This is a genomic window from Actinomadura sp. 9N407 (assembly GCF_044326315.1).
In the GTDB taxonomy this organism is placed as follows: domain Bacteria; phylum Actinomycetota; class Actinomycetes; order Streptosporangiales; family Streptosporangiaceae; genus Spirillospora.
In genome coordinates, this window is sequence record NZ_JBIRAW010000011.1 from 96,830 (window position 1) to 116,428 (window position 19,599).

General features: G+C 71.8%; 19 protein-coding genes. 6 read left to right on the top strand and 13 right to left on the bottom strand.

Going from position 1 to position 19,599, the window contains the following annotated elements; all coding sequences use genetic code 11:
* Positions 1-99: 99 nt before the first annotated feature.
* Positions 100-2,454, bottom strand: coding sequence for a transketolase-like TK C-terminal-containing protein (locus tag ACH34Q_RS19410; RefSeq protein WP_395984372.1), 2,355 nt, complete (start codon positions 2,452-2,454; stop codon positions 100-102).
* A gap of 121 nt (positions 2,455-2,575) precedes the next feature.
* On the opposite strand from ACH34Q_RS19410, the gene ACH34Q_RS19415 reads away from it, so the two are divergent.
* Complete coding sequence (locus tag ACH34Q_RS19415; protein WP_395984373.1) at positions 2,576-3,046, top strand: Lrp/AsnC family transcriptional regulator; 471 nt, start codon at positions 2,576-2,578, stop codon at positions 3,044-3,046.
* 30 nt (positions 3,047-3,076) lie between these two features.
* Here ACH34Q_RS19415 and ACH34Q_RS19420 read toward each other — a convergent pair whose 3' ends face one another.
* From ACH34Q_RS19420 to ACH34Q_RS19435, 4 genes are all read right to left on the bottom strand, one after another.
* The gene (locus ACH34Q_RS19420; RefSeq protein ID WP_395984374.1) at positions 3,077-3,991 is read right to left on the bottom strand and encodes an oxidoreductase; all 915 of its coding nucleotides are present in this window, start codon (positions 3,989-3,991) and stop codon (positions 3,077-3,079) included.
* A 227-nt stretch (positions 3,992-4,218) separates the two neighbouring features.
* Complete coding sequence (locus ACH34Q_RS19425; protein ID WP_395984375.1) at positions 4,219-4,794, bottom strand: TerD family protein; 576 nt, start codon at positions 4,792-4,794, stop codon at positions 4,219-4,221.
* Between the two features lie 176 nt (positions 4,795-4,970).
* Positions 4,971-5,852, bottom strand: coding sequence for a M56 family metallopeptidase (locus ACH34Q_RS19430; RefSeq protein WP_395984376.1), 882 nt, complete (start codon positions 5,850-5,852; stop codon positions 4,971-4,973).
* Positions 5,849-6,223: a BlaI/MecI/CopY family transcriptional regulator gene (locus ACH34Q_RS19435; RefSeq protein WP_395984377.1), complete on the bottom strand. Its 375-nt coding sequence runs from the start codon at positions 6,221-6,223 to the stop codon at positions 5,849-5,851. The genes ACH34Q_RS19430 and ACH34Q_RS19435 overlap by 4 nt, the downstream gene beginning before the upstream one ends.
* Positions 6,224-6,349: 126 nt before the next feature.
* Here ACH34Q_RS19435 and ACH34Q_RS19440 point away from each other — a divergent pair, with 126 nt between their 5' ends.
* The gene (locus tag ACH34Q_RS19440; protein WP_395984378.1) at positions 6,350-6,805 is read left to right on the top strand and encodes a tellurite resistance TerB family protein; all 456 of its coding nucleotides are present in this window, start codon (positions 6,350-6,352) and stop codon (positions 6,803-6,805) included.
* A 30-nt stretch (positions 6,806-6,835) separates the two neighbouring features.
* On the opposite strand, the gene ACH34Q_RS19445 is transcribed toward ACH34Q_RS19440, so the two are convergent.
* A complete protein-coding gene (locus tag ACH34Q_RS19445) occupies positions 6,836-7,435 on the bottom strand; it encodes a DUF1707 domain-containing protein (protein WP_395984379.1) in 600 nt (199 codons plus the stop codon).
* A 148-nt stretch (positions 7,436-7,583) separates the two neighbouring features.
* On the opposite strand from ACH34Q_RS19445, the gene ACH34Q_RS19450 reads away from it, so the two are divergent.
* Together ACH34Q_RS19450 and ACH34Q_RS19455 are read left to right on the top strand one after the other, a co-directional pair.
* The gene (locus ACH34Q_RS19450; protein WP_395984380.1) at positions 7,584-8,678 is read left to right on the top strand and encodes a hypothetical protein; all 1,095 of its coding nucleotides are present in this window, start codon (positions 7,584-7,586) and stop codon (positions 8,676-8,678) included.
* A 52-nt stretch (positions 8,679-8,730) separates the two neighbouring features.
* Positions 8,731-8,943: a GMC oxidoreductase gene (locus tag ACH34Q_RS19455; protein WP_395984381.1), complete on the top strand. Its 213-nt coding sequence runs from the start codon at positions 8,731-8,733 to the stop codon at positions 8,941-8,943.
* Here the strand turns inward: ACH34Q_RS19455 and ACH34Q_RS19460 are convergent.
* Positions 8,940-10,358 (bottom strand): alpha/beta hydrolase domain-containing protein, encoded by a 1,419-nt coding sequence (locus ACH34Q_RS19460; RefSeq protein WP_395984382.1) that lies wholly within the window; start codon positions 10,356-10,358, stop codon positions 8,940-8,942. The two genes, ACH34Q_RS19455 and ACH34Q_RS19460, sit on opposite strands and share 4 nt — an antisense overlap.
* Before the next feature lie 417 nt (positions 10,359-10,775).
* Between ACH34Q_RS19460 and ACH34Q_RS19465 the strand changes: the two genes are divergently transcribed.
* Positions 10,776-11,786: a S1 family peptidase gene (locus ACH34Q_RS19465; RefSeq protein WP_395984383.1), complete on the top strand. Its 1,011-nt coding sequence runs from the start codon at positions 10,776-10,778 to the stop codon at positions 11,784-11,786.
* A gap of 169 nt (positions 11,787-11,955) precedes the next feature.
* Here ACH34Q_RS19465 and ACH34Q_RS19470 read toward each other — a convergent pair whose 3' ends face one another.
* The 4 genes from ACH34Q_RS19470 to ACH34Q_RS19485 all read right to left on the bottom strand — a co-directional run bounded on the left by ACH34Q_RS19470 (position 11,956) and on the right by ACH34Q_RS19485 (position 16,706).
* Positions 11,956-13,782, bottom strand: a complete 1,827-nt coding sequence (locus ACH34Q_RS19470) for a glycoside hydrolase family 3 protein (protein WP_395984384.1) — start codon at positions 13,780-13,782, stop codon at positions 11,956-11,958.
* A gap of 84 nt (positions 13,783-13,866) precedes the next feature.
* Positions 13,867-14,676, bottom strand: a complete 810-nt coding sequence (locus ACH34Q_RS19475) for a VOC family protein (RefSeq protein WP_395984385.1) — start codon at positions 14,674-14,676, stop codon at positions 13,867-13,869.
* A 272-nt stretch (positions 14,677-14,948) separates the two neighbouring features.
* Positions 14,949-16,166 carry a cytochrome P450 gene (locus ACH34Q_RS19480; RefSeq protein WP_395984386.1) on the bottom strand — a complete coding sequence of 406 codons (1,218 nt, stop codon included), beginning with the start codon at positions 16,164-16,166 and terminating at the stop codon, positions 14,949-14,951.
* A gap of 165 nt (positions 16,167-16,331) precedes the next feature.
* Positions 16,332-16,706, bottom strand: a complete 375-nt coding sequence (locus ACH34Q_RS19485; protein WP_395984387.1) for a hypothetical protein — start codon at positions 16,704-16,706, stop codon at positions 16,332-16,334.
* On the opposite strand from ACH34Q_RS19485, the gene ACH34Q_RS19490 reads away from it, so the two are divergent.
* Entirely contained in the window at positions 16,693-17,601 is a 909-nt protein-coding gene (locus tag ACH34Q_RS19490; protein WP_395984388.1) for an MFS transporter, read from the top strand. The genes ACH34Q_RS19485 and ACH34Q_RS19490 overlap by 14 nt on opposite strands.
* A gap of 92 nt (positions 17,602-17,693) precedes the next feature.
* On the opposite strand, the gene ACH34Q_RS19495 is transcribed toward ACH34Q_RS19490, so the two are convergent.
* Positions 17,694-18,611 carry an aldolase gene (locus tag ACH34Q_RS19495; RefSeq protein WP_395984389.1) on the bottom strand — a complete coding sequence of 306 codons (918 nt, stop codon included), beginning with the start codon at positions 18,609-18,611 and terminating at the stop codon, positions 17,694-17,696.
* A 55-nt stretch (positions 18,612-18,666) separates the two neighbouring features.
* A complete protein-coding gene (locus ACH34Q_RS19500; protein ID WP_395984390.1) occupies positions 18,667-19,596 on the bottom strand; it encodes a TIM barrel protein in 930 nt (309 codons plus the stop codon).
* Positions 19,597-19,599 lie beyond the last annotated feature (3 nt).

Consider the following 19,599-nt stretch of genomic DNA (forward strand, 5'->3'; position numbering starts at 1 on the left):
TGACCCTCCGTGGGCGGGCGGCGCGTCCCGCGATCGGTTCCCGAAAAAATGATCCTAACTTCAGAATCATTAAATCGCCATGCCCGTCCACGGGTCCGGTCAGCGGCCGAGGAGGGTCAGGGCCGCGTCGACGATGGAACCGGTGTCGATGCCGTGGATGCGGTAGGCATCGCGCAGGTCGCTGGACTCTCCGAATCGGGAGACGCCCAGGCAGCGAATCCGGTCGCCGCGTACCCCCGCGAGGAACGCCATCGTGTGCGGGTGCCCGTCCAGGACCGTGACGATCGGCGCGGGATGGCCGGCCGGGAACAGCACGTCGGCGATACCGCCGCCGGCCGCGCCGAGGGAGCCTCGGGCCTGCAGGGACCGGTAGACCAGGTCGACGCTGGTCAGGCACACCACGCCCGCCACGATCGACCGCTCGGCCAGGTGCTCGGCGGCGGCGATCACTTCGGGCATGATCGCGCCGGCGCCGACCAGGGTGATCTGCTCGGCCGCCGGGTCGTGGTCGGTGATGCGGTAGCCGCCCGCGACGGCGTGCCGCCGGCGCCGTGCCAGCGGCAGCGGGTCCTCGGGCACCCGCGCCAGGGCCGGGTCCAGCGGCAGGGTCGAGAGCCGGAAGTACGAGGACGTACCGCCCTCGACGCCGATCCGTTCCATCGCGGCCAGCATCGTCCACTCCAGGTCCTGGGCGAACGCCGGCTCCCACGCGACGCAGCCCGGCTGCTCCAGCCCGATCGACGGGGTCGTGATCGACTGGTGGGCGCCGCCCTCGGACGCCAGCGTCACCCCGGACGGCGTGCCGACGATGATCGACTGCCCGCCGGCGTAGATGCCGTACGACCACGGTTCCAGCGCCCGCGCGATGAACGGGTCGTACAGCACGGCGATCGGGATGAGGGGCTCGCCCCACCGGCTCCAGGTGGCGCCGAGCTCGCCGAGCAGGCCCACCAGGTTGACCTCCGCGATGCCGAGTTCGATGTGCTGGCCGCCGGTGCCCTCCGACCACCGCAGCAGGCGTTCGGTGTCGTCGGCGAACCAGTCGTGCCGGTCCTCGATGGACCACACCCCGGCCTTGTTGATCCACCCGCCGAGGTTGGTGGTGGAGGCCACGTCCGGGCTGCAGGTCACCACGCGCGCGCCCGCGTCCGGGGCGGTGCGCATCAGGTCGACGAGGAAGCGGCCGAGGGCGGCCTGGGTCGAGATCGGCGCGCGGTACGAGCGGCCGAGCGTCGCGGGCAGCGGGCCACGTGGCCGCATCGTGACCGGAGGCCGGTGCAGCGCCGCGCCCCGGGCGGCGCACAGTTCGGACGCGGCGCCGCCCGGCTCGAAGGCACGCCAGGGATCGGCCAGGTCGGTGCCGCAGGTCTCCGCCAGCCCCAGCATCTGCGCCTCGGTGAGCAGCGCCGAGTGGTTGTTCGGGTGGCCCTCGGTCGGCAGGCCACGGCCCTTGATGGTGTACGCGAACACCACCGTGGGACGGTCGTCGTCCACGTCCCGGTAGGTGTCGAGCAGCAGGCCCAGGTCGTGCCCGCCCAGGTCGCGCACCGTCTCCGCCAGCTCGGCCTCCGGCACCGAGGCGACCAGGGCACGCAGCGCCTCGCCGCCGTCCGTACCGACGAGCCGCGGCCCGACTTCGGCCGCACCGGCCCGCAGCAGGCGCTGGTACTCCTCGTTCGGCATCCGCTCGAGCCGCCGCCGCAGTTCCTCGCCGCCCGGCCGGCCGAACAGGCGGGTGATCGCGCGTCCCCACTTCAACGTGATGACCTGCCAGCCCGCCGCCTCGAACATGCCCCGCAGGCGATGGATCTGCACGTCGGGCACGACCCGGTCGAGAGACTGGCGATTGAGGTCGACGATCCAGAGCAGCTCGCCCATCCGGGCGACCGACGGGTCGGCGACCGCCTCCCAGACCGCGCCCTCGTCGAGTTCGGCGTCCCCGAGCAGGCTGATGAACCGCCCCGCCGCCGGAGCCGACGCGGTGCGCGAGCGCAGATAGCGGTGGGACATCGCGGCCCACAGCGACGCGGTCGCGCCGATGCCGACCGAACCCGTCGAGAAGTCGACGGTGTCGGGGTCCTTCGTCCGGCTCGGATAGCTCTGCAGCCCGCCGAGCGCGCGCAACCTCGGCAGGTACGAGGCGTCCAGGCCGCCCAGCAGGTAGTTGATCGCGTGCAGCACCGGCGAGGCGTGCGGCTTGACCGAGACCCGGTCGAGATGGGTCAGCTCGGACAGGTACAGCGAGACCATGATGTCGACCATCGAGGCGCTGGAGGCCTGGTGCCCGCCGACCTTCACCCCCGTGCTGTTGGGCCGTCCGCGGTTGGCCGCGTCGACGATGGCGGTGGACAGCCAGAGCACCCGCCGCGCGACCTGCCGCAGCACCTCGGTCTCGGCGGACGGTATCGCGGGACGCCCACTGGGCGGTGTCAGGTGGTCGGTCACGTCGGCCATTGCACCGAGAGGGACCCGCAAAAGCAATAAACGCGCACCGACTCACCCCTCAACGCGAGTTGAAGCCACCGCGCACGGTGCCGCACGCACTTTTCCACTCCCCCGGCGCTACCATCCGTCCGTGCCTGCGAAACCTGAAGTGGACTCACTCGACCGGCAGATCCTCGACCTGCTCATCGAGAACGGCCGGCGGTCCGTACGCGACATCGCCGCACGCGTCCGGCTCTCCCCCAGCCCGGTCAAGCGGCGGATCGAGCGGCTCGAACGGCTCGGCGTCATCGTCGGCTACACCGCGCTGGTGGATGAGGACCGCCTCGGCGACACCATCGAGGCCTTCGCCGAGGTCCGCTACAGCGGCAGTACGGACGTCGAGTCGATCACGGCCTCCGCCCGAAGCGTTCCGGGAGTCACCGCGGTCTTCACGGTGGCCGGCGACCCGGACGCCCTCGTGCACTTCAGGGTCGAGAGCATCCAGCACCTGCATCGGCTGATCGACCAGATCCGCCGCGACGGAAACGTCATCGGCACCAAGACCCTCATGGTGCTGGACTCCTGGCGGCGCGGCGAACGGCGCTCCGCACCCCCGCACTGATCGCGCGGGCCACCCGGCGCGCCGGCGGCGTCAGAGCGGGTAGTGCACCCCGGTGAGCTTCTCGGAGACGTCCCACAACCGCCGGGCGGTCTCCTCGTCCTTCGAGGCGGGACTGGAACGCACCAGCGTGGGATGGCCGCGTGCCTCCGAGCGTCCGTCCGGGCCGACGAACGAGCCGCCCGGCAGGTCCGGCACCGTGGCGGCGTACAGCGGCGGCAGCGCGCCCTTCTCGCCGCTCTGGGCGAACAGCGTGATGGTGACCTTCCTGACGAGGGTCATCAGCGGGTTGCCGCTCATGCGCGGCCCGGCGAGCTGCAGGTCGGTGGCGGCGAAGCCGGGGTGTGCGGCGACGCTGCGCAGCGCCGGTACGCGGCGCCGCAGCTCGTAGGCGAACAGCAGGTTGGCGAGCTTGGACTGGTGGTAGGCGCGCCACTTGTCGTACCCGCGCTCGGCGTTCAGGTCGTCGAAATCGACGCGTCCCCGGTGGTGCAGCCCGCTGCTGACGGTCACGACCCGCGGGCGCGGGCGGGCGAGCAGGCGGTCCAGCAGCAGGCCCGTGAGAGCGAAGTGGCCCAGGTGGTTGGTACCGAACTGCATCTCGAAGCCGTCGGCCGTCTCGCGGTGCGGCAGGACCGCGACACCGGCGTTGTTGACCAGCAGGTCCAGTCCGTCATGGCGCTCGCCGAACTCCTCGGCGAAGGCGCGCACCGACGCCAGATCGGCCAGGTCGAGGCGCAGCACGTCCACCTCGGCCGCCGGGACGGCCGCACGGATCCGGTCGGCGGCGCGCTCGCCTCGACGGTCGTCCCGGCAGGCCAGGACCGTACGGGCGCCGGCGCGGGCCAGCTCGCGGGCCTGGACGAACCCCAGGCCTCCATTGGACCCGGTCACCACCGCGATGGTGCCGGTCTGGTCTGGTACGTCCGCTACGGTCCACTTCGCCATGGTCCGGTCCTCCGGCCGCTCGATCCTTCAGGTACTCGCTCTTCAGGAACTCGGCTTAACGATCTACCGACACATATCGCGATATATCGGTGATAGTACCCAGGCGAGAACGCATGCTGTCAAGGGGCAGCCTTACCCCAGGAACGACGAACGCGAGGCCTGCCGGTCGTGGCAGGCCTCGCGCGTGATCGTCGCGCCGCGTCAGGACGCGGCGGAGCCGAGATCCCTCAGACGTTGACGCCGAAGTCGGAGGCGACGCCGGACAGGCCGGAGGCGTAGCCCTGGCCGACCGCTCGGAACTTCCACTCGGCGCCGTTGCGGTACAGCTCGCCGAAGACCATCGCGGTCTCGGTGGAGGCGTCCTCGGTGAGGTCGTAGCGGGCCAGCTCGGCGTTGTCGGCCTGGTTGACCACGCGGATGAACGCGTTGCGGACCTGCCCGAACGACTGCGAGCGGGCGTCGGCGTCGTGGATCGACACCGGGAACGCGATCCGGGTCACCTCGGCCGGAACGGTGCCGAGGTTCACCTTGATCTGCTCGTCGTCGCCCTCGCCCTCGCCGGTGAGGTTGTCGCCGGTGTGCTCGACCGCCCCGTCCGGGCTCTTGAGGTTGTTGAAGAACACGAAGTGCTGGTCGGACGGCACCTTGCCGGACTCGTTCAGCAGCAGCGCGCTGGCGTCCAGGTCGAAGTCGGCTCCCGTGGTGGTCCGGATGTCCCAGCCGAGTCCGACCGTGATGGCCGACAGGCCCGGGGCCTCTTTCGACAGCGACACGTTGCCGCCCTTGGACAGGCTCACACCCATTGCGTTTCCCTTCGTCGGTTCGTGCGATCGGTCAGGCGTGCCCGGCGATGGCCGGCAGCATGCCTTGCAGGGTACGGCCCTGGCAGGACTCGCCGGAGGCCTGACCGCTGAACGAGCTGAGCCCGACGCTATTACATTTGTAGCAGAAAACCCCTGCCCGGCCGCGACGGTCCCGGTCACAGCAGGGCGAGGCGCAGGGCGTGGTCGACCTGCCATGCGACCGAGGCGAGCGCGCCGGTGGCGAGGCCGGCGCTCGTGAGCAGGACCGGGCCGCTGATGCTGTTCTTGCTGGGCGCGGTGTCCAGCAGAGCCTGAACGCGCTGGAGCACGCCCGAGTCGGTGAAGGCGGGGAAGGGCGGTGCCGTCGGCCCTGCCGATGACTGGGACAGTGCGACGTGCGCGATCGTGTGGGCGACCAGGGTCCGGTCGCCCACGGCTTCGGCGGTGTCCTCGTCGGCCCAGCGTTCCAGGCAGAAGCGCAGGCGGGCGTTCAGGCCCTTCAGCAGGGGGAGCATCCCGGCGGCCAGTGCGCCCAAGGCCAGGTAGCGATGGTGCCGGTGACGTAGATGCGAGGCCTCATGGTGGAACACCACTTGCAGTTGTTCCTGGTCGAGGGCGTGCAGGAGTCCGCGGGAGACGATGATGCCGCCATGGCGGCCGGGCACGGCCACCGCGAGGGGTGTGTCGGAGTCGACCACGTTCCGGGCGGTGTGCTGCGCGTCGCGCACTTCGGCGGCCCAGCGGACGCACAGCCGGGCGGTGATCACTGCGCTCAGGACGGTCAGGCCCAAGGCCGGGACGCCCAGGGCGGTGTGGACGGGCTGGTCGTCGCCGAACAGGACCCATTCGGGCAGCCGATCGGCCGCACCGGGGAACAGGGTGGCGGCGTAGTTGAGGGCGATGAACACCAGCGTGCCGAGGGTGGCGACGACCGTGGTGGCCGCGACGGTGGCCAGCAGGCGCCCCGTCCAGGCCGGGTGCAGCCGCAGCGGCACCGCGCTGAGGACCGCGGCCAGTGCGAGAGTCAGCACGGCGGGAAGGAACGTCAGCCAGATCACGGGGCGTCCCGGGGTACGGAGCGAGGTCTGCGGAGGAGGGAGCGCAGGGCGTCCTCCTCGTCGGGGCTGAGGTTCTGCACGAAGCGGCTGAGCGCGCTGGAGGGATCGCTGGCGTGGCGCAGGTGGTCGTGCATGCGGTCGGCCACCAGCCGTGATTCGTCGACCGCCAGCCGGTACAGGAAGTGGCGGCCCTCGCGTACCCGGGTGACCAGGTTCTTGTCGTACAGCCGGAACAAGATGGTGTTGACGGTGGTGTAGGCGGGATCGCCCGGAATGCGGGCTTGCAGGTCAGCGGTGGACGCCGGGCCGTCGGCGGCGGCCAGGGCGGCCAGCACCTCGGCCTCCAGCCGTCCCAGTGGTCGTCGCGCCACGAGCGCCACCTCCCCTCCCGCGGGCAGCCTAACCGCTCCCGAACGGTGCCCGGGAGCGGGCTTGCAACGACACTTGTAGCAGATCGACTAGAGTGCGAACGAGGCGATCATGGAGGAGAAGACGCAATGGCATTTTGGGATAAGTTCCGCGAAACAACCCAGACCTTGCAGACCCAGCTGATGGCCAAGAAGGGCGAGCTGAAGAGCGGCGCCTTCCGGGACGCCAGCATGGCGATGTGCGCGCTGGTCGCCGCCGCCGACGGCACCGTCGACCAGGCCGAACGGCAGCGCACCGCCTCGCTCATCGCCACCAACGAGGTCCTGCAGAACTTCGCCGCCGACGACCTGCAGCGCCGCTTCAACGCCTACGTCGACAAGCTCACCGCCGACTTCGCGTTCGGCAAGGTGAGCGTCCTGCAGGACATCGGCAAGGCGGCCAAGAAGCCCACCGAGGCCCGCGCGGTCATCCAGATCGGCATCATCATCGGCGGCGCCGACGGCCACTTCGACGACAACGAGAAGGCCATCGTCCGGGAGGCCTGCCAGGCGGTGGGACTGCCCCCCGCCGAGTTCGACCTGTAGACCGCCCGGCCGGCACGGTCCGGTGGCCGGCTATTGCGGCGGGTTGCGCTCCAGCTTGCGGCGTTCCCAGCGGTTGGGATGGCGGACGACCACGCCGGCGGCGCCACCGGTGCCGGTGAGACGGATCAGCGGTGTGCCCGCGAGCCGGTCCGGAGTCGTCTTGTCGCTGAGCCCGCCGGCGCCCGGGTCCATACCGGTGGTGTCCACCGCCCAGCTCTCGGGGACGACGAGAGTGACGCCCGCCATCTGGCCGTGCGCCTCGATCTCGATCTCGGCCAGCCGGCACTGGGTCCGGGTGAAGTCCATCTTGACCCCGGCCATGCCGCCGTACGCCGTGATGCGCGACGGCACCGACCAGCGTCCGATGCGCGAGACGCCGTGCATCCCGCCCTTGAGGACCAGCGGAGGGCTCTGGACCGGCGGGACCAGGGGCGGCAGGTCGGCGGTGAGCGGCGCGAGTTCGGCATGGGTCTTGGCGGTCAGCGCCACCTCGAGCCTGGCCTCCAGCTCGTCGAGCTCGATCCGGCCCTCGGCCGCCGCCTCGCGCAGCCGGTCCACCACCGCGTCCCGCTCGGCATGGGAGGCCCGCAGGTTCCCCTGCGGGGAGTGATCCGGGAGGTCGGCGGTCATACCGCCGATCATACGGACATCCGGCGGCGGACGATTAGGGGCCACGGTGTAATCCGGAACCGCACGTCGGTCGTCTTCTTTGTTGAGACGCTCACGAGAATCCCCGCTATCGGAGGGCGCGCAACGGGGAAGGATCACGATGTTCAGCATGCTCAAACGCGTGTCCCTGGTCGGTGTCGTGGCAATGGCGAGCCTTAATGCCGTGCCCGCCGTGGCCCAGGCGCAGGGGGAATCCGGCTGGCGGATCGCCTCCAGTTCGCCGGACTTTCCGAGGGACGATTTCAGCGACATCGCCGTGACCGGGCCGGATGACGCCTGGGCCGTCGGGAGCGCTCCATGCTGCGAGATCGAGCAGCAGAAGCTGAGCCACTGGGACGGGACGAACTGGCGGCCCGTCACACCACCCGCACCTCCTGAGGGCACCAGGTACGCGCCGCTCACGCATGTCGGCGCCTCCTCACCGTCGAACGTGTGGGCCTTCGGGATGGGTGCGGACGACGACGCCTTCGTGCATCACTGGAATGGAACGGCCTGGCACACCAGCGCCTTCGAGCGAGGGCTCCGCGTCCAGGACACCGCCGTCCTCGGGCCGCGGAGCACGTGGTTCGTGGGGGCCCGGTGGACCGGGACCGGCGAGGAGCCCATCGCCCAGCACCACAACGGCCAGGGATGGTCCAGGACCGTACTCCCCGGTACCCCGCAAGCGATGAGCGCGTCGGGGAACGGCAACGTGTGGGCGATCGGCAGTGCCGAGAGCGGCGGCGTCATCTCGATGCGCTGGACGGGATCGTCCTGGAAGAGCCTGCCCCTTCCCAAGCCGGCGCTCGAGCCGGGCGTCAACGCGTACCCGGGCGACATCCTCGCTCTGGGTCCGCGCAACGTGTGGGCGACCGCGGTTCTCGGCAAGGGAGAGGGTGTCTGGCCCGGGTCCGTCCTCTACCACTGGAACGGCATGCGCTGGAGGCAGGTGAAGGTCGACGCTCCCCAGGACTCGCTGGTCCGGCTGGCCTCCGATGGCCGCGGGGGCCTGTGGATCGTCTCTGCCGGTATCCACCCGAGCGCCTACCTGCTGCATTACTCGCGCGGCCGGCTCACCCGGCAGGCAGCACCCATCGGCACCGGCACCTACGCCTCGATCGAGGCCATCAGCCGCGTACCGGGGACTCGTTCCCTGATGGCGGCCGGCCATGTGGGCAACGAAGAGGGCTGGGCGGCGACCGTCTACCGGTACGACCCGGCCTGATCTGACGCGTGGGCCCGCCCGCCGGGCGGGCCCACGCTGCGCAACTCGGCTGTTGAACAGTTCCGGGACATGTCGCCCCGCCCGAAAACGGACCCGCTCGCCGGAAGCGCCCTGCCGGGTCCTGGGCCACCGCGGCCTCTACGTCCTGGACGGCGCGCGCATCCCCGGCTCCACGGGAGCCTGCAACCCCTCCATGACCATCACCGCCCTCGCCGAGCACAGCATGGCCGCGATCGTCCGCCAGGACCTGGGACGCGTCTTCTAGCCCGGGGTACGGAAGGCGGTGGCGGCCGTGGCGATGATCTCCGCCAGGTCGTCGCGGAGGAGGAAGCCGGCGTCGACGGCCTCCTCCGCCGCGGCGCGAAAGAGGGGGGCGTAGTCGGGCAGCCCGGCGGGATACAGCTCGGCGAGGCCGGGCAGCGGCAGCGTGGAGCCGAAGAGCGCGGCGGGCGCCGGGGCACCCGCCGGGACGAGCCCCGAGAGCACGGCCGTCGGGACGTCCACCCACGGCGTCCGGACGCCCCCGAGCGCGTTGCCGTGACCGTCGGTTCGCAGGGGGTGCGAGCCGTCGGACGAGGCCGGTTCCGCCAGTTCGAGCCGCTGGGCCTGCGGCGGAGCAACGCCGTCGCGGATCCAGCGTCGGAGCGCCTCCACGGCCGCTTGGGCGACGTAGTGCTGCTGCGGGCCGGAGTTGATCGGTGCGGGGAACGGGATGCCGAGAGGGTCGGCCCGCGGTACGAGCAGGGCCGCCAGCTCGTCGGGAGGCAGCCGTCCCGAGTCGGTGAACGAGGCGCCCAGCGTGTAGGTGTCGGCGTGCGCGGCGCCCGCGATCTCCCACAGCCGGACGCGCTGATCGTCCGGCTGGCGGGAGCCGACGGCGTCCAGGAGCCCGACCACATCGGTCTCGCTCTGCAGGATCAGGATCGGTGCCGGCCCGTCGGTACGGACCCGCGCCGGTACGGGTTCCGACTCGGTACGCGAGCCGGACGCCAGGCCCAAGGGGAGGCCCGGCCGGCCATGGACCAGGTAACCGTCGTACACCTGGTTCAGTGGCGCGACGGCGTTGATGAAGGTCACCAGCGAGGCCGCCGACTGCGACTCCCCGGCGGCGATGATCCGCTGAGGAGTGGGCAGTCCGAGCGTCGCGGCGGTGCCCGCGTCACGGAGCGCCGCACCCAGCTGGGCGAAGATGTCGTAGGAGTAGCGATTGCCGGGGTGCGCCAATTCGGCGTAGCGCCGCGGGTCGCTCTCCTTGAGCGGCGGCAGCGTGATCGACGACCAGTCCCCCGGCAGATCGGCGAACAGCGAGCCGCCCTCGACCCCGTCCCGCTGGGCGCTGATCCCGACCCAGGCGTGCCCGGCCCGCAGGAGCTGCCGGTGCGTCATCAGCCACACGGCCGGCGCGTCGGCCCCCGAGGAGACGTTGAGCCATTCGACGACCACCGTGCCGTCGAACGCGGCGGCGTCGGCGGGCCGGTAGACCACGATCCGCGTCGTGTAGGGCGCCGTTCCGGCCGGCCGCGCCTTCCACCGCCCGTCCTGGGTGACCGGACCGGCGTGCTCGAAGGCCGTGGCCGTACCGGACACGACGTACTCGTCGGCGGTGTAGCCGCACGCGCCGAGATCGAAGAACGTGGAGATCAGCCCTGGCGTTCCGGGCAGTGGATCGCTGATGCGCATGGTGGCTCCTCGGGGTTCGCACCGGATCCTCGCCGATCCCGCTCCTGATCGACAAGGTCCGGCGGTGTGACGCGATCTTCCGATTCGCCCGCCGGTGGCCCCCGACGGCCAGGGAGGCCCGGGGACGGGAGGGGCGCGCCGATACCGCGGGAAGTTCCGGATCCCCTTCGAGGATCTTGGCCGGATCCGGCCATAAATCGGAACGGTCCGCAGGGTGGACCGATCCATTTCGCAGCCGACATGGGAATGGCGCAGGCTTGCCGAAGCCGGTCCGGGGATTGGGCAATTTTCCCATCTTGCCGCCATTCTGACCATTCTTCACGATGCACGTGACTCAGGGCACGTCATCCGGACCAGCCCTGACTCACTGGAGGCACAGTGAGGATGAGACCCATCCGCCCCGTCACTGTCGCGAGCATGGCGGCCGCCACCGCCGCGGCCATGCTGACCGCAGTCCCCGCCGCGCAGGCCGCGGCGCCCCCCGCCCCCGACGCGAGCCGGCTGGCCACCGAACTGGCCCAGCGGCTCGGCACCCGTACCGCCGGTTCCTACCTGGACGGCGGCCGGCTGGTCGTGACCGTGGCGGACGCCGGCGCGGCCCGGCAGGTCCGCGAGGCCGGCGCGGTCCCGAGGACCGTCGCCCGCAGCGGCGCGGACCTCGAGAAGGTCACCGACGCCATCGCCCGGTCGGTCAAGGCGACCGGCACCGCCTGGGCCGTGGACACCACCGCCAACCAGGTCGTCCTGTCCTACGACGACACCGTCACCGGCGCGAAGCTCGCCCAGGTGAAGGCGGCCGCCGCCGCCCACGGCTCCGCCGTGCGCCTGGAGAACATCGCGGGCAAGCTCACCACCACGATCTCGGGTGGCCAGGCCATCTACACCGGAGGCTCCCGCTGCTCCCTGGGCTTCAACGTCCGCAACAGCGCCGGCCAGCAGTTCTTCCTGACCGCGGGACACTGCACCAACATCGGCAGCACGTGGTACGCCAACTCCAGCGGCAGCACCGTGCTCGGCACCCGGGCGGGATCCAGCTTCCCGGGTAACGACTACGGCATCGTCCGCTACACCAACACGACGATCTCCAAGCCCGGAGACGTCTACCTCTACGCCGGCTCCCAGGACATCACCACCGCCCGCAACGCGGTCGTCGGCGAGACCGCCCGCCGCAGCGGCAGCACCACCGGCGTGCGCAGCGGCAGCGTGACCGCGCTCAACCAGACCGTGCGCTACCCGCAGGGCACCGTGACCGGTCTGATCCGCACCACCATCTGCGCGCAGGGCGGCGACAGCGGCGGCTCCCTGTTCGCCGGTACGGCCGCTCTCGGCCTCACCTCCGGCGGCAGCGGCAACTGCAGCACCGGCGGGACCACGTACTTCCAGCCGGTCACCGAAGCGCTCAGCGTCTACGGCGTGAGCGTCTACTAGAAAGAAGAGCTCCCGAGAAACACGGCGGATCCCCGGGGCAGGACCACGGCCCCGGGGATTCCGCTCGTCCCGGCTTAGAGAGAACGTTTGTCATCAGCCGCCCGGCGGCCGGGCCTTTCCTAGGCGAAATCACCTAATGGCGAATACGCGGCTCGTACTCGGCTTGCGGTCAGTTCCGGTAGCCGAGTCCGTGGCCGAACGGGTACAGCGTGCCGGACTGGTCGCGGACGGGAATCGTCACCGGCAGCCGTCCGGCCGGTTCGATCTCGCCGAACAGCGCCTTGACCACCGACCGCAGCGCTTCGGCGGTGTAGGAGTAGGTCGCCAGGTAGGTGCCCGCCTCGGGGAAGTAGGCGATGTCGTACGGGTCGCGGGCGGCGATGACCACGACCGGCTTGCCGGTGGCTATGAGCGCCTTGACCAGGTTCATCTGCCCCGGGCCGTTGTGGCCGCTCTCGGGCTTGACGTCCCAGGCCCGGTTGGTGACGGCGACGACCAGGTCGGAGTCCCTCGCCTCGGCGACCGCGCGTTCGATCTGCGCGTCCCCCGGGCTCAGGCCGGTCTCCCGTACCGCCGTCGTGGTCCCGCGCTCGGCGATCTCGCCGGCGAGCACGGACGTCGTCGTGGCACCCCACCCGGTGACCAGCACCTTCCGGGGCCCGGGCGTCAGGGGCAGGAGCCCGGCGTCGTTCTTGACCAGCGTCGTCGTACGATCCGCGGCGCGCTGGGCCGCCGCGAGATGCGCCGGGGCGCCCACGATCTCGCCGATCCTGGACTCGTCGGCGTACGGATCGCGGAACAGCCCGCGCCGCTGCTTCAGCTCCAGGATCCGGTAGACCGACTCGTCGACGCGGCGTTCGGTCAGCTCGCCGTCCCGGACCGCGTCCACCACCGCGGCGAGCTGCCGGGGGAACACGCCGTTCCCGGACGCGTCGGCCGGGGGCTTGAGCAGGACGTCCACGCCCGCCTTGAGCGCCAGGACGGGGATGCGCTCGTCGCCGTACTTGGTGCGCACGCCCTGCATGTCGAGGGCATCGGTCACGACGACGCCGCGGTAGCGCAGCCGGTCGCGCAGGATCCCGGTGACGATCGGCCGGGACAAGGTCGCCGGATCCTCCGAGGCGTCCAGTGCGGGGACGATGATGTGCGCGGTCATGATGGAGTCCACGCCCCGGGCGATCGCCGCGCGGAAGGGCGGCAGGTCGAGCCGCTCCCACTCCTCCCGCGTGTGACCGATCCTCGGAACGCCGATGTGGCTGTCGACGGTGGTGTCGCCGTGGCCGGGGAAGTGCTTGACGGTGGGGGTCACACCCGCGTTCCGGTAGCCGGCCACCTGGGCGGTGACCATGTCCGACACCAGACCCGGATCGGAACCGAACGACCGTACCCCGATCACCGGATTGGCCGGGTTCACGTTGACGTCGGCGTCGGGCGCGTAGTTCTGGTTGACGCCGATGGCCCGCAGCTCCCGCCCGGTGATCCGGGCCAGCGTCCTGGCGTCGCCGGTCCGGCGCCCGGCGGCGAGCGCCATGCTCCCGGGCGACTGCGTGGCCGGCGGCGGGACCCGCGCGACGATGCCGCCCTCCTGGTCGGTCGCGATCGTCGCCGGGATCGGGACGCGCTGCGCCATCGCCGCCCGCTGGATCCCGTTGGAGAACGTGGCGAGCTGCCGGGGGCTCTCCACATTGGCGGGACTGGCGGCGTAGTAGATGAACCCGCCGGGGCGGTACCGCGCCATGACCTGGGCCGCGTTGTCGACCCCGTACAGCCGCCGGTTGCCGGCCACGTCCGCCGGGTCGGCCGTGTCGGCGCTCTTGCCGTACACCTGCAGGACGAACAGCTGCGCGGCCTTCTCCTCGAGCGTCATCGATCGCAGCAACCGGAGCAGCCGCGGATCCCTGCCCTCGGCGTACGCGCCGGGGACCGCGAGGCCGTACAAGACCGCCATCACGGCGGTGCAGCAGGCCAGGCATCGAACTGCGCGGGAACGGAACATGGCGGTTTCCTTCCGCCCCCGAAGGCGATCGACCTCATCGCCACGCTAGACCGGGACGGCGGCTCCGTCCACCGGGCCGCGAGGTCAGGGGCGCCTTCTGACCTCGGTACGGTCGGCGACGGCGGGCGTGATGACGGCGAGTCGGGCGCCGGCCGGATCGGTCATCATCGAGAACCGGCCGGGCTCGATGTCGGTGGGCGGGATCCGGACCTGGGCGCCGAGTTCGGTGGCCCTGGCGGCGGAGGCGTCGCAGTCGTCCACCCAGAAGTACGGGATCCAGTGGACGGGGTAGTCGGGCGGCCACAGCTCGTCCATGGAGACCATCCCCGCCACCGACCATTCACCGACCTTGAAGACGGTGTAGACGGAGTCGTAGAAGTCGCGGTCCGCCGCCCTCCAGCCGAACACCCTGCCATAGAAGCGGCGGGCCTCCTGGACGTCGCGGCACGCCAGTTCGACCCAGCACATCGCCGAGGGCTCGTCGACGACACCGGCCCCTTGCAGGCTCCCGGGCACCCAGAGGCCGAAGTCGGCGCCCTCGGAATCCGAGCACAGCGCCAGCCGTCCCAGGCCGGAGATGTCGGTGGACGGCAGCAGTTCCTGCCCGCCCTCGGCCTTGACGGTGTCGACGCAGCCCTGCAGATCGTCGGTCCGGAAGTAGCACGTCCAGGACGGGGGCTGCGCGTCGTCGGCGAGCGACTGCATCCCCGCCACCTCCGGGCCATGGACGTCGCCGAAGGTGAAGATGTCGTAGTCGCCGAACCCCGGGACGGTCAGCGCGTAGACGTACCAGCCGAACAGCCCGCAGTAGAACTCCTTGGACGCCTCGGCGTCGGGACTGGCCAGTTCGACCCAGGACGGCCAGCCCGGGGCGTGTCCGTTCACCTCGGGCATGGTCCGGCCTCCAGGTAGCGCATGGGTCCCACGCTACGGACGTCCACGCAATCGCAGCAGACGCGGCGGTGACGGGATCGGCCAAAACTCCCCATGGCTTCACCAACTCCGCCCATCCGGGCTCGCGAGCATCGCGGCCCGCCGCGGCCAGCCCACCAGCACCTTGCCATCGGCGGCGTCGATCTTCACCTCGTGCTTGGCTCCGCCGGAATCCTGCAGGTCGCCGTCCAGCTTGGCGGCCTCGACGCGCTGCCGGTGCTTCGCCTTGTCGTTCAGGCCACGGGCGTGAACTCCAGGGAGAGGCTGCCCGGGCCGCGCGTGAAGACGCCGCGCTCGGTGGGTACGGCGCCGTCGGCCAGCCGCATGTCCGGCATGGCGTCCAGCAGCAGGTTCGTCCCGACCTCCACCTCGGTCTTGGCCAGCAGCGCGCCCACGCAGAAGTGCCGGCCCAGCGCGAACGCGAGGTGGTCGGCAGCGGCGGAGAACGCGTTGGTGGCGTTCAGATCGGTCCGGAAGATGTCGAACTCGCCGGGGTCGCGGTAGCGCTCCGGGTCGCGTCCCGCCGCGCCGATCAGGCAGGTGACGGTGCTGCCGGCGGGGATCGTCCCGCCGCTCAGTTCCACGTCCTCGGCGGGCTGCCGCATGATCATGTGCACCGGCGGGGTGTACCGCAGCGTCTCCGCGAACGCCGGGGCGATCAGGCTCCGGTCGGCCCGTACCGCCGCCAGCTGGTCCGGATGCGCGAGCAGGTTGGCGAACAGGGCGGACACGGCCTTGTCGGTGGTCTCCCCGCCGGCGGCCAGCAGCAGGCTGACGAACGCCTTGATGTCCTCGTCGCTCATCCGGGTCCCGTCGATCTCCGCCAGGCACAGCCGGGACAGCAGGTCGTCGCCGGGCTCGTCGCGGCGGCGGGCGATGATCGGCAGCATGTACTCGGCCAGCTCCCGCCGGGTCCGCTCGCCCGCCTCGGCCACCTCGGGATCCTGCGCGAGGTTGCCCAGGAACGCGATGATCGAGGTGTACCAGCGCTGGAACCGGGCGTGGTCGGCCTGGTCGAGCCCCAGCATGTCGACGATGACGTTGATCGGGAAATGGGTACTGAACTGCCCGACCAGCTCCACCTTTCCGTCCGACCGGAACGCGTCGATCAGGGTGCGCGCGTTCCGTTCGATCACCGGCAGGAACCGCTCCTGCAGCTCCCCGCCGCGGAACGCCGGCGCCACCAGCCCGCGGCGCACCGCGTGCTCGCGCCCGCTGAGCTGGAGGATCGTCCGGCCGTGCACCGGTTCGAGCTGCCAGTCGTAGTTCGCGGTGGTGAACACCGGCTCCCGGAATGCGCGCGAGACGTCCTCGTACCGCGAGAGCACGTAGCTCTGCGTGGCCTCGTGCCAGTAGACCGGAGCGTTCTCGCGCAGGGCGCGGTAGGCGCTGTAAGGATCGGCGGCGAATTCGGCGGACAGGAGGTCGGGGAGTTCCGGTGACATGGTCATGAGACGCTCCTGAAACGTGGCCGGGCGGGACGCTTTCCCGAGCCTAGGAACCCGTGCCCCGGCAGGTCCAGACCGACGATCTTCACTGGGCCGCTGACTCTCGGATGGGCATGACCGAAATGCCGCCGGAAGCGGGAAGGCCGGTCCGCCTGATCGCCGCGACCGCTACGCCCCGTCCGGCCTGAGGATGGCCAGCAGGGTCTTCACGAGGATCTCGCCGACGTTCTCGCCGGCCATCCGGCCGGCGGCGGCCTCGTCGGTGGCCGCGTGCAGCATCGAGAAGACGGCGGTCACCAGCCACTCCACGGGCAGGTCGGTACGGAAGGCGCCCTGGTCCCGGCCACGCAGGACGAGGCGCTCGACATGGGCCATCGGCTCGTGGTGGTGGCGCCGGACCTCGTCGGCGCTGAGGACGCGGAGCGCGGCGACGTGCAGGCTGCCGAAGCGGCTGAGCATCGGCCAGGACGTGCGGACCAGCCGGGCGAACGCCTCGGTGGGCGGTCCTTCCTGGGGCGCGGCCGCCTCGATGTTCTTCGTCAACGTGCCGGTCGGCCTCGCCCTCCTGGCGGCGCTCCCCGCGACGGTGGCCGCCCACCCGCGTCCGGGCGGGAAGGGCCGGCCGCGCGTCGACGTGCTGGGAGCGCTGACCGTCACCGCCGCCACGGGTTCACTCGTCTACGGCCTGGTCACCGCGGGAGATGAGGGCTGGGGCTCCGCCGAGACGCTGGTGCCGCTGGCCGCCGCCATGGTCCTGTACGTGGCGTTCGCCCTCGTCGAACGCACCGTGCGCTCCCCGCTCATGCACGTGGGGATGCTGAAGCGCCGTCCCGTGGCCGTGGGGGCCTTCCTGATGCTGGTCGGCTCGGGTCTGCTGATCTCGCTGTTCTTCCTGGGCTCGCTCTATCTCCAGCACCTGCGTCAGCTCAGCGCGCTGGAGACGGGCCTGCTGTTCCTGCCCGCCGCGCTGGCCACCGGGGCCGGTGCGCACCTGGCGAGCCGCCTCGTCGGGCGCCTCGGCATTCGGCCCGTCGCCGCCACCGGACTGGCACTCGTCGCGATCGGCACCGGACTGCTCACCCGCCTTTCGGCGGACGGCGGCGTTCTCACCGAACTACTGCCGGGCCTGGTGATCGCCGCCGCCGGAGTCGGGCCCGTGTTCGTCACCGCCACCGTCTCCGCGCTGGCGTACGTCGACCATGGCGAGGAGGGGCTGGCCTCCGGCGTCATCAACACCTTCCACGAGCTCGGCGGCGCCATCGGCGTGGCGACGGCCTCCACGCTCGCCGTCGCCGGGCTGACCGGTGCCCCCTCGATCGGCGGCTTCACCGACGCGTTCACCGCGACGGCCGTGGCCGCCGCCGCGGCCGCCCTCCTCGCACTGGTCCTGGTCCCGCCGGGCAAGCCGCAGATGAGCGGCACGCCGCACTCCCATTGACCGGTATCCGGGCCGGCGGCCGACGGCCGGCGGCGGGGTCGTGGACGAGGGCGGTGGTGCCGCTGGGCCGTCGTCGGGCGCGATGTCCCGTGTCACAGTGCCTCCACCGCGGCGTCGACGGCCCCCGCCACGTCTCCGTCCGAGGGGTACAGCAGGGACCGGCCGACGACCAGGCCCTTCACGGTGGGCAGCCGCAGCGCCCGCCGCCAGCCGGCGAGCGCGGCCTTCGGGTCGCCCGCGACCTCGCCGCCGAGCAGCAGCGCGGGCAGCGTGGACGCCGCCATCACCCGTTCCATGTCGGGGACCACGGGGACCTTCAGCCAGGTCCGGGCCGAGGTCGTGCCGAGACCGGCGGCGACCGAGATCGCCCGCATCATCGCCTCCGGCGTGAGGACGTTGTGCCGCCGCCCGTCGGCGGCGCGGGACACGAACGGCTCCACCATCGCCATCAGCCCGTTGCCGGCCAGGGCCGACACCGCCCGCGCGCAGCCCTCCAGCGCGCCCGCGGTCGCGGGGTCGCCGTCGTCGATGCGCAGCAGCATCTTCCCGCCGTCCAGCCGGGCGGCGCTGAGCGCGGCGGCGTCGTAGGCGGTGAACCGGTCGTCGATCTCGAACGCCGCCCCGGCCAGCCCGCCGCGGTTCATCGAGCCGATCACCACCTTGCCGTCCAGGACCCCGAGCAGCAGCAGGTCCTCGATCACGTCGGGGGTACCGAGCACGCCGTCGACACCGGGCCGTTCCAGCGCGGTGCACAGCCGGTCCAGCAGCTCGCCGCGGTCGGCCATGGCGAGCGGGTCGCCGCCGGCGGCCAGCGCGCCGCGCGCCGGATGGTCGGCGGCCACCAGCATCAGCCGGCCGGACGGCCCGAGCAGCGTGTCGCGCCGGGGCCTGAGGGCGGCGGCCGAGGCGATCGCGTCGGGCCGCGTCGCCCGGATCTCGGTCAGCTCCGCCACCCGCCCGGACCGTGTCCCGATCGTGGAGGTCTCGGCCCGTCCCGGTCGCAGGGTCATCCGGTGGCTCCGTCCGCGCCCGCCCGGCCCATCGTGATCACGTCGAGCGTCGCCGTCACGCGAGCGCCCCGGCAAGGTAGTCCATGCTCGCGCGCACGTCGGCGCCCGGTCCCGTGGCGGGGTCGGGATCCCGGTCCAGGACGGTGTCCTGCTCCAGGACGTACCAGCCGTCGTAGCCCGCGTCCTCCAGGGACCGCAGAATGCCCATGAGATCCACGTCGCCCGCGCCGAGCGCGCGGTAGACGCCCGCCTTCACCGCGTCGGTGTAGGTGATGCGGCCGCACCGGACCTCGTCGGCCAGGTGCGCGTCGACGTCCTTGAGGTGGACGTGCGCGATCCGGCCGGCGGCCCGCGCGGCGATCTCCGCCGGGTCGGTGCCGCCGATCAGCAGGTGGCCGGTGTCCAGGCAGAGCGCGATCCCGGAGCCGTTCAGGACGCGCTCGACCTCGTCGCCGCGCTCCACCACCGTGCCGACGTGCGGGTGCAGCGTGGCGCGCACGCCGAGCTCCGCCGCTCGCGCGGCGATCCGGTCGAGGTTGCCGAGGAGCGTCACCCAGGCCGTCGCGTTCAGGACGGGCCGCTCGTCGTAGCCGGGGAGCCCGGTCGCCGCGGCCAGCACCAGCGTCGGCCCGGCGCTGGGGGCCGGGCCTGCGTCCGAGCCGGCGGCTGAGTCCGGGTTGGAGCTGGAACGTTCCATCCCAAATCCGGCCAGAGCCCGCTCCACCTGCGGCAGGGGATCGCTGCCGGGATCGTGCAGGACGGCGGGCACGAAGCCGCCGACCGCCCCGAGCCCGTGCTCGGCCAGCAGCGCGGACCGCTCGGCCGCGCCGGCGGGCAGGAACCCGTCCGGCCCGAACTCGGTCGCGGCGAGCCCGAGCGCGCGCATCTCGGCCAGCACCCGGCCCGGATCCATCTGGTGCCCCCAGCCGGGCACCTCGCAGACACCCCATGAGATCGGGGCTCCCGCGACGCGGTCTTCGTTCATCGG